Here is a 13159-nt window from a genome sequence, read left to right as displayed (position 1 = left end):
GGTTTTAAGTTGCGGGGTGGTGGGGATGGGGCAGGGTTGGAGGATGGAGAAACCCAAGTTTCCACTTATGATGCTCGGAGCCCTCGCTGGGGCGATCCTCATTGCCTTGGCTTATCACTGGGTGCTAGGTAGGCAAATCTGTGATCCCGGCCAACGTGGTGTCTTTGGGGACAGCTTCGGTGCGTTGAATGCCGTGGTGGCGATCGTGGGTTTTGCTGCCGTTGCCTACGGGCTGCACGTAAAGCATAAAGATGATGTCGCCTCGGAAGTGCGGCACGCTGCTGATAAATTACTGGCCCGCGAGCAGATTGATGCAATGAACGCCCAGACGCAGGCGACGACGACTCTCGCTGCAGCGATGAACCGGCAACTCGAAGTGAGTCACTTGGTCGCGAAGTATGATGTGGCTGAGAGACGCATGGAGCTCATGTTGCAAAGAGTCCCATTGCAGTTTCAGGGTGATCCAACGCGTGCTCTGATTAGAGGAATGTCGAGTCCAGAGATGAAAGCCAAGCGGAAGTTCCTCGTGGAGGATTTAAAGGGAACGCCGGATCAGCCCCCAAGGATGGTGCGTGATAAGCAAGAATTTATTGGTTCTTCGTTAGTTTCCGTGGGATTTTGACAAGGCGGGGAGCATGTCGAGCCCGCCGAGGAAGAACAGGATGCGTATGCGGTAGTTGTCGAAGTTGCGAAAGCCCCGTGCCGACGCCTTGAGCAGTTGAATGCGGCTGTTGAGCCCTTCTGTCAGCGCGTTGGTGATGGGGTGGGTAAAGTAGTTGAGCAACCCCTGTAGGTGCGTCTTCAACGTGCGCGCTGCTTTCTTGACGGGCTCAAGACGTGAACTCATGACCCGCTTCAACCATCGGGCAAAGAACTTGGCCCCTTCTGCGGCAGTGCGCTGTTCCCAGAAGGCCGCAAACAGCTCCTTGTGCTCCCACGCCCGCGAGGTCTTCAACGAGAGTTCCACCAGTTGCTGGAAGTTCAAAAACTCCGCGTCGCTCATCTTTTCAAGTCCACGCAGCCAGACATATCTGGAGCCTTTGAGCGTGTCATCACCCTGTCCCATCAAGATCTTGTGTTCCTGACGTCGCACGGTGTCCACCGCCTTGCTCAACATCTGGCTCACATGGAACTTGTCATAGACAATGAGCGCATGCGGCACCGCCTGGCGCGTTGCCGCTGCATAGGCCGCTCCAAAGTCCATGGCCGCCGCTTGCACCTGCTGTCGGGTGTTTTCGGGCAACAGTTCCCAAAGCTTCAGCACTGCGGCGGTGTCCCGTCCGGGTTGCACCTCCAGCACCCGCTGAGCCACAAGGTCAGTCATCACAGAGATGTAGTCCTGCCCCCGCCGAAAGCTCTTCTCGTCCAGCCCCACATAGTCAACCTGCTCCAGCTTGCGCCTTTGCAGGCCACGCTCAACGGCTCTGCTCATGATCCCTTGAGCCTGGTGCCACTCCAGCCCGGTAAGACGCAGAGCATCACTGAGAGTGGTGCAAGCTAGCAGGACCCGGACGACAAAGTGCTCAAACATGAGGGTCCATCCGCTGCGTGGCCCCGCCCAGGGAACCTGCACCATCTGTGTTTTGCCATCGGCAGGGTCAAGCACACGGGGCACCGAGGCTTCGATGATGGTGCGAAACTGGCAGGTGTCCAAATGCCGCCAGCGACGCTGTTCGTGGCCGTGAACATGGAGACGTTGTCCCGCATCCCCCACCCAAACAGTGGTATTGCAAGTCACCTTCACCCGGACTTCACCAGCGGCTATGTCCATGTCGACATCCGTCACCTTCCAAGGCTTGCTCAAGCCCAGCAACCGCTCATAAAACTCTGTGTCCTGCATGAGGCGCAATCTATCCAGCCCAACCAAAAATCCCACGGGCTTTTACGAAGAGCCAATTTATTCGGGTGCTGGAGGAGATCCCGGCGCTGCGCCACGCCATGTTGGTTGCCTACATGACCTTAGTGGGCCGTGAGAAAGAATTGACACGCGCCAGCGACGATGAACCAAGCAGCGCTGAAGGCATTCCAGGGAATGTTGGTGACGACGATTCTGGCGGTGTATAGCGGCCAGGTGGTGATCGGCGGGGTGGTGTTATGAGGCGGCGGTAGACAAGGGGACGATGATGAAGGAGACGCCGCAGGGAGGCTTGCGGCCGATTCGTGGCATGACGGTGCTGATTCCCAAGTCGGCGATGCTTGGGGAGCCGAGTGTGGGGACGCTGGTGAAGCAGGGGAACGAAACCTACAAGGTGAACGAGGTGGGCGGCCGTGATCGCCATGAGGTGGCGTGGCGGCTGGGGTGTGTTGAACCAATTCGTGGTGCTTGGTGCTTGGCGGAGAATGGCTGCGCAGCGCAAGACGAGGGTGGAGATCGGTGTGCTGCTGAAGAAGCTGGCGGCGGTGCCGCAGGTGATGCAGGACACGATGGCGACGGTAATCCCGCAGGAGGCGAAGGGGTTCGTGAAGACGGTGATCGCGATCACGCCTCCGGCCAGCGTGGGCACGACGGGTGCGGCCGCGAAGAAGCAAGGGGAGGAGAGTGTGTGCCGGGATCTAATGCGGGTATTTCAACCCGTCCGCATGAAGGGCAAGCGGGTGGTTCCGCACCTGTTCGGCGAGAAGAATCCGGAGGGGATCAAGAGGCAGCCGCCGTACACGGTGCCGACGACGGAGACGCATTCGGACCTGATTGTGATCTACAACCAACGGAGGCAGCGGCGCCACGATGGGAAGATGACGCGAGGCCGGAAGCAGGCGTAGTATGTGAGTGACAGGAAATTCCGGGCGCTCGAGAAGGAGACGCGGGCCGCGGTGGGCAAACTGGCGGCGGGCTACAATGCGGCGGCGCAGCGGCTAGGAGTTGCAGTGTCGGCGTGGATCAAGCGCCATGGCTCCAAGTACGGGACGGTGCGGGTGACGATCACGAGCAAGTCGTACTTTGTGGTGGTTTCGAACCGGATCCCGTATGCGCGTGCGCAGTGCCTGCACCACCTGGCGGAGAGTGCGGCGTGGATCCAGGAGAACAAGTTCGAGCGACGGATGGACTGACAAAGGAAACTACCATTGCCGGTCTCAGCGGCCCAGTATGTGGTCTTGCTGGCGCGGGCAGTGCTCTCATTGACGCTCTACCAGATCGAGTGGGAGATCTCGAAGGCCAAGGGGCTGGTGCTGATCCACGCGGGCTGTGTGCTGGCTGGAAAGCCGATGCAGTGGCCGGACCGGAAGCTGAGCCGGGTGGGGAGGTATTGGGAGCGGATGTGTGAGTGGTTTAAGGGGAGAGGGAAAAGGTTCCCGCCAGCAAATTAGCGGGGCTAAATTGCCGGCGGGATCGCTTGAGAGGGAGATACAGTTAACTGTATCGGCGCTTCAGTTCCTTCTTGAACCTGGCGGCCTCGTGCTTGCGGGTGAAGATGTGCTCTCCGTACGTCGTAAGGGAATGACTGTGAAGGCGATGACTCACCTTGACCTCAAGACGCCATCGATGGTCGATGGTTCGGCTGAGCCCACATTCCACCGTCGGATGACTGGGAGTCATAAGGTGATGGTTGTGTGCGGGGTTGCTGGGAATGTTCCACATTCCGTGGGAGCTCAGCTTGCAATCCTGTTTCCAGCACCTTAGATTCGATGTGTATGAATCGAACGAGGTAATTGCGAGTCTTCGCCGTTATCTCCGACAATCGACCCCATCCTTGAGAAACAGTCCGTGCAAGGACTGATCTTTTGGGTGGGGTCTCTTTGTACGAAGCCATCTGTATTGATTTTAGGTCTAGTGGTGATCAAGCGCAAGGAGCATACAGTTTGCAGCAGGGCTGAAAACCGCTGCGACGCCCATTCTACAAGGGCTGCAGCGCGGACAGGTTTTTTGAACAGCCTAGGCCACTTTCATGAAAGTTGGTCCTTCGTATAACAAAAAGCGGCTCTTTGTTAAACAGGTCGGATTGACAGCGGGGTGTGGGGGAATCCCAACCCTGCCGATATGCCCAACTCCGCCGATGTCGTCACCAGAGTAGGATGGGATGGCAGTCAGGTGGTGCAGGGGACGAAGGAGACGGCGGGGGTTATCAAGGGGTTCAAGGGTCAGACGGAGGGGATCCTGGGGAGCATCGGGAGTGGATTCACGGGGGCGATCGGTCGCATGAGTGCGGCGGTGCGTGGCCTGGCTGCAGTGGCGGCGGTGACCCGGGAGGGCTTTGAGTTCAACCAGGCGATGGGGGACGCGGAGGGGGGGGGATCGCGAATGTGCTGGCGAAGTTCCAGGGGCTGAACAAGGAGGCCGCGAAACAAGAGGCGGCGAAGGCAATGGCGGCGATCAACCGGATCGAGCCGGAGACGGCCGCGGGGCTGAATGACCTGGTGCAGGGATTACTGGCGACAGCGGCCAGTGCGCAATCTGCCGGCGTGAGCACGGAAGAGAACATTGAGCTGGTGGGGATGTTCGCCAATGCGCTGGCCAACACGGCGATCCCGGCGGAGCAACTGAGCCAGGAACTTGTGGCAGGCTTCCGGCGTCCCTCCGGGACGAGTGGAAATGCGGACCCGGAGCCGGTGGTTGCGGTCGCCAAGGCTCCCTGCACCACCGGCTCCCATCCTTCGTCCCTTCGGGACGGGCAGTCTGCGGCAACAGGAGTTTGAAATCCGGCTGTGGGTTCGAGGTGACCCATTTTTGGGCCCACTTGTCGCCCCGCGTTTGCGGGGGCAGTCACTTGGTGGAGGCGAGGGGAGTTGAAGCCTTGCGTCACCGTTCATTATCAATGCTTTACGTCGCTTGTTTCTGAATACTCCCTGAATACTCCCCAAGCCTCAAAAAGTCACGGACCATCGAAGATCGGCTTTCCCGCCGCCACGCGAGCCCGGAGCTGAGCAAGCATGACTGATTCCTTCATGCCAAGCGCCCACACAGGGCGCAACTGGAAATGCGGTTGATCTTGGATACTCTTCCAATCCCCACCCCACTCAAGACCCAAGTCTTTCGCGATAGCCGCAACTGCCGCGTATTTAGGGCTCTCCCCGATGTATTCGGTACCCTCAAAGACACCAATATCGAACGCTATGCCGAAATTGTGATTCGAGTAGCCACCCCGGGCCTTTGTCACAATCGAGCCCGGAGCCGTCCTGCCTTGCGCGTACAAGGCATCCTGAGCCTCGTAGGTCCGCGTGCCACTGATGACCTTGATCTCGACCCCCATGGCCGCAGCACGCTGCACCAGCGTTCGAGCGTACCCCCTGACCTCCGGAACAAGGGTAGCAATCATTCGCTCGCTACGATCATCCACCCGACCGCCAGTGACCACAGTAGGCACCACCCGGGGGACAATGCGCTCATGAATGGCCGACCACGTCCCAGGCCCAGGCTTCCCGTCTTGCACGACACGCAACTCACGTTGCACCTCTCTGATGATTTGATCCAGCGTCATACGATTCTTGTCTTCCAACTGCTTTTGCCAAAGATCCGGACACCGAGGTACATGAGCCGCCGTCGAACCATGCTCACGCCACACTCCCGGAGAATCCGCGCAAAGAGGGCATCCGCTTCCTCACGCAGCCACGGAGAGGTGCAGTCCATCCACTTCCCCCGAATCAACTCTTGCTGATGCCCCAGAGGGACCCGTCCAACATGGCGATACAAGTAGTCGTGAGCCAGAGCCGCAGCCCTATGGAGCCCATCCGGAGGAACGCGCAACAGTGACCACATCCACCAGGGCACGGAAGCGCCGTCGAACTCAAAGCCTCTGGGAACCCTAAGGCGATAGGTTCGCCTGTTGATCTTCCAAACATAGCTCCAATCTGATGTGACCCGATAGAGAGGGCCATCATCAGGCGATGGAATTGGAAGCGCGTAGGGTTGCTTAGGGTGATTCTGCATACCTACTTGCTCGATCTTTTCACCGGGTCGAAGGTGGCCCCCACCCCGACTTGCTGCCCCTCCGGAGTGATGTAGCTGACACTGTAGGTCCGCTTGTAGTTTTGGAGATAACAGGAGGTGAGAGGCAGGGCCACCAAAAGAAGAATGAGGCGAACTTTGTTCATCGAGTTATTTCCGTAAAATTTCTTCATGCGGCTGATCCCGCAGTTCTTTGCCCGCCTCGTGGGCCTTCCGAGCCCTCTCGCGCTGATCCTTGAGAATGGCATCGAGCTTGAGATTCGACTCAGGCACACAAGGGCTCGCCTCACAGCATTCACAAGCATAGACGTAAGGCCCACGAATGCCTGCACATGTACAGGGTGCGCTTGGCTTCCACTGGCACTTTCTGGCAGGATTCCCAGGGACCATGAAAAGCACTCCAAAGAGGAGCAACACGAAAGCCATCGCCCCGGACGACAGCAGAGCTAATTTCCAATATCCTCGTTTCATGGCAGATCTCTTGTTTCCCTAGCCTCCTTTTTGCCGACCAATCGCTCTTTCACAAGATCACGGGTAACAGCCTTAAAAAACCCGGTCTGCTCTTCCGTCACAGTGACAAGCTTCTGATTCGACTCGGTCACTTTTTCAAGGCTCTCTTTCAACTCCTTCATGGAGGACTCAATGCTCTTTTCCCGCTCAAGATTTTCCGCTTTATGCTCCTTTTGCTGACTCAGAAGCAACTTGAAAAGGAAGATGATCACCGCCACAAGGATGCCCTTCCAAGTGCGATCCTCCCAGACCGCCTCAGGCGGTGTAACAATATCTCCCACAGCCGCAATAATCCCCGCTCCAGCAGCCAGCGCCCATTTCCAATGAGGCTCGGCGTGGTGAATGAGAGCAAAGAGATTCATCAGCGTGAGCATTCTTTGTTATTTCCTTTCTCTACAGCGAACGTGATGATCATAAAAAAGTGGCGGCACCTCTTGGCACCGCCACCTGTCAAAACAATGGACGACTACGCAACCCGGAAGGCCAGCATACTCCAGCCCACCACCTCAAGATTCCCCGCCGACGGCGAAACGGAGACGCCACCAAATAGCGAGATTCGGTCGCCGGACCGAATCGTCTGATACAACTGCACAGGCAGGGCGCACGACCCCAGACTACGCGTCTGATTGGATGCCACCTGAGTCGGCATCTCAAGCGCATTCCCGACATCCGCCTCAGTGTTGTTGACCCTACGGAAGCGCAGCGAGATCGTGCGGCTCGATGAAAAGGTCGCTCCCGCAAGCTGCACAACCGCCTGCCCACTCAGAAGCCAGAGACCGGGTGAAGGAAGCTCCACATACCCCCCCATCTGTTGAGGCGTCGAGGTCAAAGTATACGTGTTAATCGAGCGATAATCACGCACCCCCGCCCGCAGAATGGAAGAGTCCAGGTTGGGCAGAACACTCAACCCGCCGTTCATGGGACACACTCGCGCAAAATCCTGCACACTGATGCTCCCCATGGGAGAACCATTCGTCGAGATGGAGACAGCGTTGTTAGCGAAGTTAACCCGCCCACCCAGACTCACATTCTTACCCGGAACACCACTGGCACCGAATGCGTTGATGCTACCTTGAATTTGCAGGTCCCCATAAGCGGAAAGAGCCGCATACGGATTGTTCTGCTCATCACTTGGATCTGAAATCTCAATCCCAGAGACAATCCCACCCTGACCAACGAGCGTAAGGGAAATACCCTTTGCGTACAGGTTGGACATCTCACCCCGAAGCAAGATCGTCATCGAGTGGGCAGCGCCCGGGACGAAGGTTATCGTCAGGTTCAGGGTGCCAGTAGTCGCACCGTAACCCGGCTCAAGGTCGAGGAAAATGGTACGGTAATCCACCTCCGGAACCGTGACTTCTGGCTCATAGCTAGCCAAGCGCTTCACACGCAACACAAAGACATCGGAAGGATTTGAAGCCTCCGCCGCCATGATGGCGGAGAGAGCGGCCTGCATGGTCAAGAAGGGCCGGCCCGGCTTGCCAATCTCCCCCGTGTCATCATCGCCCGTGATGTCGACCACCGCCGTCAACGACTCTTGCACCGCCGCATAACGGGCGTCCGTGACGGCGAAGGGATTGGGAGCCGTCACCAAGGGAGGCGCATCATCCGGATGCACCGCAGGCTTCCTGACGACACATTCAACGAAACCGGAGAAGATCGGGAAGTCTCCTTCCGTGGGACGGTGGATGATCTGAAGCCAGACGCGCTTTTCCGACACTTCCACAGGAAATAACGCCTCCATCTCATCACCAGCGAGCACGAGCACCCCCTTGTAATACCCCTTGTAATCAGGTGGCGACACCCATTCCGATAGAGCAGTGACAGCCTCACCGTCGAGATCTGCCCGCATTGCCGCAACGAGGAAGCTCCCCACAGGGAGCAGCTCCGGAGCACCACCCGAAACACACTTCAGACGCAGCTCAAGACTGCACCCCTTGAAGAGATTGACGGTGGAATCAGCCGACAGCTCGCCGGACCCGAGATCATAAGTAAGGTTAACTATGCGCATCGACGGCGCTATATGTCAAACCCAGTCCACCGCGAACATCGTGCCACCTCCACCGTGCGTGCCTCCATCCAAAGGATTGCCATCCGTGTAGATGGCCCACTCTACATTTACCAACACAGGATCACCGTTGACCTGAACCTCCCAAGTATCGTCCACTAAACCAGCCGTTACCGTGAGATCATCAACCGAGGACGAGAGAGCAGCAGCCAGAGCAGCCCGCCCATCAGCGGGCGACTCAACGGGAATATCATCAATCTCCGCAAACGGGAACGCCAGGAGATCACCAGCGAGCCAGCCTAGCAAAAGATTCACCTCCCCCGTTCCACCCGTCAGACTTCCCCCACCGTCATAGCGATGCCCCACCGGAGGACAATCAGTGTTGCGCATCTGAGCCTGAGTGCTCGCTTGCGCACTGTAGCCCGTGTACGAACGATAAGCACTTGCCCAAACTTTGAACGACCCTGAGCCCCGAGGAGCCGTTATTTCAAACACCCCATCCGCTGAATCACCGGGAGCAATGGTGCCACGCCCCGCAACTTTTGGCCCTGTAGGCGAGCCGTGACGAACAGTATACATCCACAAGCCCGCAGGAGCATCGGTTGTTCCCGACAGCTCAAGGGTAAACGAAAAATTGTCCGTCACATCCCCTTGATTAGGAGCACCCCCCACCTGCACGATGCAATCTCCAGAGGTGCGGGTGACATCGAGCGTCATGCCCGTAGCCGTGGGCGCAGGCTTAGGCTTCCGGGGTGGACCATCCCCACCGCCGCCGTCACCATCCCCAGGGCCACCGCCGCCGTTGGGATTGTCAAGGTCACCAGGACCTTCACCACCCGGGTAGTCACCAGGGCCACCACCACCACCGCCGCCTGAGCCACCGCCGCCGCCGCTAGCCCCCCCAGAGGAGCCGCCGCCCGAAGGAGGCGCACCCGGACCGTCTGGCAACTCATCCACCGGAGGAACGTCGACAGCCACGCCGTCGACACCCTGAAGCGTCCAGTCACTTGCCCGCAGATCATCGACATCCACGTCTTGCGCCCGCACTACTCGCGCCTCAGAGGCCGTAGTGAAATGATAGAGCCCCCACCGATAAGTGACCCATGCCAAAGGCAGACCGCCCTCAGCGCCCCAGATTACACGGCGAATGGCATAGCCTGCTTTGGCATAGCGTTTCGCCGCAGGAAAGTTCATCGTGGCTATTGCCATAATCAAGCCAGGTCGGGAGCCAAATCGCGCCAGATCGCCGTTGTGAAGTTCTGGGAAGACCGTTCGAATTCCGCGGGATCTTCATCGCCCGGAAGCTCATGCAAGATGCCCCACCGCAATTCACTCACGGCATCAAAGCTCGTGCCCTTGTCGTCATCGTAGTTGATCAGGGCATTGCCAACCGGCACCGGGTCGAGGTGGCACACGATGCGATAACGCGTTGCCTCATAGGACCCAATCTTCTCAAAGTCGCCTGCACTCTGCACAAGAATACCCTCAAGGTCATATTCCTTGATGACGTACGTCAGCACTGAAACAGGCAAATCCTGCAAGATGCCACCCTTGACGAAGCCAACCGACAACATCAGCCAGTCACCCTTTTTTCCGAAGAGCACAGCCGTCTCACTGACCTCACCCCCAACCAGAGAAACTTTCCCCGTGGAAATGTCCACATTCACCTCAACGAACGCGTCGGGCCTATAGGCACTCGTCTCGATGCCGATAGCCACGAAGAGCGGAGCACTCGCCCCGTCTCCATTGATCGCCCTCAAGGCGACGTTGTAGACACCCGCCTCAGTAGCTGCCCCGCTGATCCGCCCCGTCCCGGAGGTGATAGCAAGGCCCGCAGGAAGCCCCTCAGCCGTCCAGCTCGTGGGGGAGTTTGTTGCAGCGGGCTGATAAACGAAATGCTCACCAACCCGGTAGGCGAGGATGGATGTAGTTGGATCGATGACAGGTGCAGCCATGGCGAATTAAATGATTTGAGCCGTTCCCGCGCCTCCGGACTCCTCAGCCCCAACAACGCGCTTAAGTCCCGCGATGCCAACAAGGCCCCGAGGATCAGCCTCCGAGTTCTCCGTGTCGAAGCGGATGAGCCGCGCCCGCAGGGCAAAGTTGGCGGAATCGGGAGCGCTCGCCCCACCTTCCTCCCCGCCATAGAGAATACGGACCGAGGAAAGAGTGTCTACGCCACCCAACAACTCACGCTTGATGCGGCACCCGAAGACATGTGTGCAAGGCACCGAGGTCAGGATCACCCGTTGTTGCAGAATCGGCGCGGCCGTCTGCCAGGTGATTGACGCAAGGTTTAGGCCCGTAACGGCAAATGCTTGATGCACCCCCGTCCCAGCGTCCGCAAAATCAACCGCCGCACCACCCAGCGTTAGAGACACTTGAAACGTGTCGGCAGCAGCGTTGATCACATAGTAGCGATTACCCGCACCTAGGCCCGCAGGGAGCGCCGTGCTGCTCGCCAACCTGAGAGGAGTGCCGTTACCCAACCCGTGCGCGACTGAGGTCAGTACATTCGTTGAAAAGTTGGCAGTGAAAGTCTTTGCAGCACTTTCCGGCACCAAGTCGTCAGCATACTTACCCCACTCGATGACCACGACGTAATGAGCCCGAGTGTTTGAGGCAAAGATTGCAAGCTCAAGAGCGAAACCAACCTGAAGCGTCTTCTTATAACGCAACTGCTTGTCATTCACCGAAAGCATAAACAACTCGCGGTCGAAGTCTGTAGGGTACCAGCTCGTTTCCGATCCGACCGCTTTCGCCACCCGATACCAAGAGAGTCGATTGGGAGCCTCTGACACACACGCGCAGTATTCATTGGCCCTGAGAGCCACTGCCCTCCTACCGAGCCCGCCAGGGAGCTGCACGACTGCGCCAGAAGTATTCTGGAAAACCTTGCCCTCCAAACTGTCGCTGGGGGCCGTGGCAAGCGGGAGACTCAACGCCTCCGATGCGGCATCATGCACGGCAGGCAGCAGGCCACCGATACGAGGCAAGTCAGCCTTGATCAGATCCGCCAAACCGTTGGTAGCGGAGCCCGGAAGCTCATAGGAACGTGGCACAGGAAACAACTCCAGAATGTCCGGCAAGACCCATTGGGCAACAGGCAACTCCTGCTTTGGACTAGCGGTCAGAGACCCAGACGGCACAAGCGTTTCCAATTCGGTCAAACGGCTTCCCAACTCAGCTAGAATCAAGTCGAGTCCATCCACCTCCCCGATGGCGTGATTGTGTGCCTGAAACGTCGCGGGAAAGTCTGCCGTGGTAATGAGGACCACCAGCGCATTCACGGCAGGAGCAGCCACGAACGACACCGTCACCGAGTTGTCGTTGTCGTAAGTCAGCGTGTATTCGTCGTCAGGAATCCTTTCACCCCCTTCAACGTTTTGCCTCACGGTGACATGCAACTCTGAGGTGTCTAGATCATGGTTAAAGGTATAACCCGTTGCCACCCCATCCCCGAAGGGAGCCCGGTAGTTTCTCTGACCGATGAGGATTTGATCAGGACTGAACGGAATGTAACGCCTCTTTGCGGGCGGCTGATTCCACTCTAGCGAAGGCGTGACATTCTGAGCCTCCGCATTTACACGCGGAACAAAAGTCACTTCAGACCGGAAGACCACCGAGCGAAGAACATCGGGGAACTGCTCATCTTCGAGGGTAAGAGTGATCTCAAGAGGCACCTTCACCTCGCCGTTGCGGTCGACGCCCCGCATGAGGCGATACATCTCCGCCTTGTCCGTGTCCAGGTTGATCAAGAGATCACCGGGGGGAGGATCGAAAACCGTGACCGCGAGCAACTCTTGCTCTTCACCCGCCATGGAACCGCCGAACTCAATCAAGAGCGAACCTTGCTCTTCCGTCACACTGAAAACGCCATCGACATCAGCAAGAGCTTCAATCTTTTCCAACACCTCATCGCCATCCGTAGGAAGGCCTATGGGAGCCGTCCGACGAAACCCCCGGGAAAGCTGGAAGGCCCCGCGGAACTCAACGGGGATCGTGAGCTTCTGTATTTCATTGAAGGTCACACCGGTATTCTCACCCCCCGCTTGCAGCCTAATCACCTCAGGCGGATCAGGGACAATCAACCCAAACTCGACCGTCTGAGCTACAGGAGACTGCACCAACCTAAGTTCGTGGGTGAACCCCTCATCGAACGCGACCGCTGAGGCATTGACGAAGGACACGGGCCAAAGATCGTTGTCGACACACACGATCTCGACCGGAGCTGAATCATCAGCAAACCGGATCTCGAATGAGCCTTCTGCAAACTGCACCTTGCAGGGCCTGAGGTCCGGGACACCGGATAAGCCGTTGATCGCCGACTCAAGCTGAGCCGCCGTGCAATTATAGGCGAGCGGAACGGTCACATTAACCCCCGCCGATTCCGCAGCATCCCCCAGCTTGAGCTGGAAACCACCCCCCAAAGGACGCGCATCCGCCCGCCCGAGTGAAGCCTTGATAGCGTGGACAGTTCGCCTTACATCGGCAGGCTCCCCCTCAAGATCTTGAGAGAGCCGCAGCTTGAGGGAGAGGTGAGAACCAGCAACAACCTTTGGAAAGGAGTATTCTCCGCCGTCGAGCGCCCCGCGCAATTCCAGCGCCGTGATGTTTGCGTAAAGTATCCCCTGCACGAGAGCGCGAGGCTGTCAAAGCTTCCGCCGACCCAGCAGGCGAAAGAAGCTTGGATTCAGCGCCCGCGCCACGAACGGGAATCTAGGGTCTAAGGATCGATTCTTTTTCCTCTCTGCCGCGAG

The 13159-nt window shown here is 58.1% G+C and carries 16 protein-coding genes; 6 read left to right on the top strand and 10 right to left on the bottom strand.

Going from position 1 to position 13159, the window contains the following annotated elements; genetic code table 11:
* The first annotated feature begins 67 nt into the window (after positions 1-67).
* Positions 68-622 (top strand): hypothetical protein, encoded by a 555-nt coding sequence (locus tag VSP_RS09100; protein WP_157210810.1) that lies wholly within the window; start codon positions 68-70, stop codon positions 620-622.
* Here VSP_RS09100 and VSP_RS09095 read toward each other — a convergent pair.
* Positions 602-1840: an ISL3-like element ISVsp15 family transposase gene (locus VSP_RS09095; RefSeq protein WP_009960166.1), complete on the bottom strand. Its 1239-nt coding sequence runs from the start codon at positions 1838-1840 to the stop codon at positions 602-604. The genes VSP_RS09100 and VSP_RS09095 overlap by 21 nt on opposite strands.
* Before the next feature lie 500 nt (positions 1841-2340).
* Here VSP_RS09095 and VSP_RS09085 point away from each other — a divergent pair, with 500 nt between their 5' ends.
* Genes VSP_RS09085 through VSP_RS09075 form a run of 3 tightly spaced genes read left to right on the top strand, consistent with a single transcriptional unit; the run spans position 2341 to position 3306 of the window.
* Complete coding sequence (locus tag VSP_RS09085; RefSeq protein ID WP_009960162.1) at positions 2341-2760, top strand: hypothetical protein; 420 nt, start codon at positions 2341-2343, stop codon at positions 2758-2760.
* Positions 2761-2763: 3 nt separating this feature from the next.
* A complete protein-coding gene (locus tag VSP_RS09080; protein ID WP_009960161.1) occupies positions 2764-3048 on the top strand; it encodes a hypothetical protein in 285 nt (94 codons plus the stop codon).
* 15 nt (positions 3049-3063) lie between these two features.
* On the top strand, positions 3064-3306 hold the full coding sequence (locus VSP_RS09075) for a hypothetical protein (RefSeq protein ID WP_157210809.1): 243 nt from the start codon (positions 3064-3066) through the stop codon (positions 3304-3306).
* A 43-nt stretch (positions 3307-3349) separates the two neighbouring features.
* Here the strand turns inward: VSP_RS09075 and VSP_RS42970 are convergent, their stop codons facing one another.
* Positions 3350-3535 (bottom strand): hypothetical protein, encoded by a 186-nt coding sequence (locus tag VSP_RS42970; RefSeq protein WP_198141350.1) that lies wholly within the window; start codon positions 3533-3535, stop codon positions 3350-3352.
* A gap of 441 nt (positions 3536-3976) precedes the next feature.
* Between VSP_RS42970 and VSP_RS09065 the strand changes: the two genes are divergently transcribed.
* Complete coding sequence (locus VSP_RS09065) at positions 3977-4264, top strand: hypothetical protein (protein WP_009960158.1); 288 nt, start codon at positions 3977-3979, stop codon at positions 4262-4264.
* Entirely contained in the window at positions 4240-4632 is a 393-nt protein-coding gene (locus tag VSP_RS09060) for a hypothetical protein (RefSeq protein WP_009960156.1), read from the top strand. The genes VSP_RS09065 and VSP_RS09060 overlap by 25 nt, the downstream gene beginning before the upstream one ends.
* A 176-nt stretch (positions 4633-4808) precedes the next feature.
* Here VSP_RS09060 and VSP_RS09055 read toward each other — a convergent pair whose 3' ends face one another.
* From VSP_RS09055 to VSP_RS09015, 8 genes are all read right to left on the bottom strand, one after another.
* The gene (locus tag VSP_RS09055; protein ID WP_009960155.1) at positions 4809-5414 is read right to left on the bottom strand and encodes a M15 family metallopeptidase; all 606 of its coding nucleotides are present in this window, start codon (positions 5412-5414) and stop codon (positions 4809-4811) included.
* Positions 5411-5863, bottom strand: a complete 453-nt coding sequence (locus VSP_RS40830) for a DUF1353 domain-containing protein (RefSeq protein ID WP_081452469.1) — start codon at positions 5861-5863, stop codon at positions 5411-5413. The genes VSP_RS09055 and VSP_RS40830 overlap by 4 nt, the downstream gene beginning before the upstream one ends.
* A 2-nt stretch (positions 5864-5865) precedes the next feature.
* Positions 5866-6054, bottom strand: coding sequence for a hypothetical protein (locus tag VSP_RS42060; protein WP_156345490.1), 189 nt, complete (start codon positions 6052-6054; stop codon positions 5866-5868).
* Between the two features lie 294 nt (positions 6055-6348).
* Complete coding sequence (locus VSP_RS09035; protein ID WP_157210808.1) at positions 6349-6753, bottom strand: hypothetical protein; 405 nt, start codon at positions 6751-6753, stop codon at positions 6349-6351.
* A 104-nt stretch (positions 6754-6857) separates the two neighbouring features.
* Positions 6858-8267 (bottom strand): hypothetical protein, encoded by a 1410-nt coding sequence (locus VSP_RS09030; RefSeq protein WP_232289556.1) that lies wholly within the window; start codon positions 8265-8267, stop codon positions 6858-6860.
* Between the two features lie 150 nt (positions 8268-8417).
* Entirely contained in the window at positions 8418-9593 is a 1176-nt protein-coding gene (locus tag VSP_RS42055) for a hypothetical protein (protein ID WP_053332322.1), read from the bottom strand.
* Positions 9594-9610: 17 nt separating this feature from the next.
* Positions 9611-10354, bottom strand: coding sequence for an Ig domain-containing protein (locus VSP_RS09020; protein WP_009960149.1), 744 nt, complete (start codon positions 10352-10354; stop codon positions 9611-9613).
* Positions 10355-10360: 6 nt separating this feature from the next.
* The gene (locus VSP_RS09015) at positions 10361-13036 is read right to left on the bottom strand and encodes a hypothetical protein (RefSeq protein ID WP_009960148.1); all 2676 of its coding nucleotides are present in this window, start codon (positions 13034-13036) and stop codon (positions 10361-10363) included.
* Positions 13037-13159: the final 123 nt, after the last annotated feature.

The organism is Verrucomicrobium spinosum DSM 4136 = JCM 18804 (assembly GCF_000172155.1).
Taxonomy (GTDB): Bacteria; Verrucomicrobiota; Verrucomicrobiia; order Verrucomicrobiales; family Verrucomicrobiaceae; genus Verrucomicrobium; species Verrucomicrobium spinosum.
The sequence above is the reverse complement of the archived record's forward strand: the minus strand, read 5'-3'. Positions and strand labels throughout refer to the sequence as shown.

Coding starts and splice junctions, on each gene's coding strand:
- VSP_RS09055 (WP_009960155.1), bottom strand. CDS start 5,414: ATGACGCTGGATCAAATCATCAGAGAGGTGCAACGTGAGTTGCGTGTC.
- VSP_RS09065 (WP_009960158.1), top strand. CDS start 3,977: ATGCCCAACTCCGCCGATGTCGTCACCAGAGTAGGATGGGATGGCAGT.
- VSP_RS42060 (WP_156345490.1), bottom strand. CDS start 6,054: ATGAAGAAATTTTACGGAAATAACTCGATGAACAAAGTTCGCCTCATT.
- VSP_RS42970 (WP_198141350.1), bottom strand. CDS start 3,535: ATGACTCCCAGTCATCCGACGGTGGAATGTGGGCTCAGCCGAACCATC.
- VSP_RS40830 (WP_081452469.1), bottom strand. CDS start 5,863: ATGCAGAATCACCCTAAGCAACCCTACGCGCTTCCAATTCCATCGCCT.
- VSP_RS09020 (WP_009960149.1), bottom strand. CDS start 10,354: ATGGCTGCACCTGTCATCGATCCAACTACATCCATCCTCGCCTACCGG.
- VSP_RS09035 (WP_157210808.1), bottom strand. CDS start 6,753: ATGAATCTCTTTGCTCTCATTCACCACGCCGAGCCTCATTGGAAATGG.
- VSP_RS09100 (WP_157210810.1), top strand. CDS start 68: ATGATGCTCGGAGCCCTCGCTGGGGCGATCCTCATTGCCTTGGCTTAT.
- VSP_RS42055 (WP_053332322.1), bottom strand. CDS start 9,593: ATGAACTTTCCTGCGGCGAAACGCTATGCCAAAGCAGGCTATGCCATT.
- VSP_RS09085 (WP_009960162.1), top strand. CDS start 2,341: ATGGCTGCGCAGCGCAAGACGAGGGTGGAGATCGGTGTGCTGCTGAAG.
- VSP_RS09095 (WP_009960166.1), bottom strand. CDS start 1,840: ATGCAGGACACAGAGTTTTATGAGCGGTTGCTGGGCTTGAGCAAGCCT.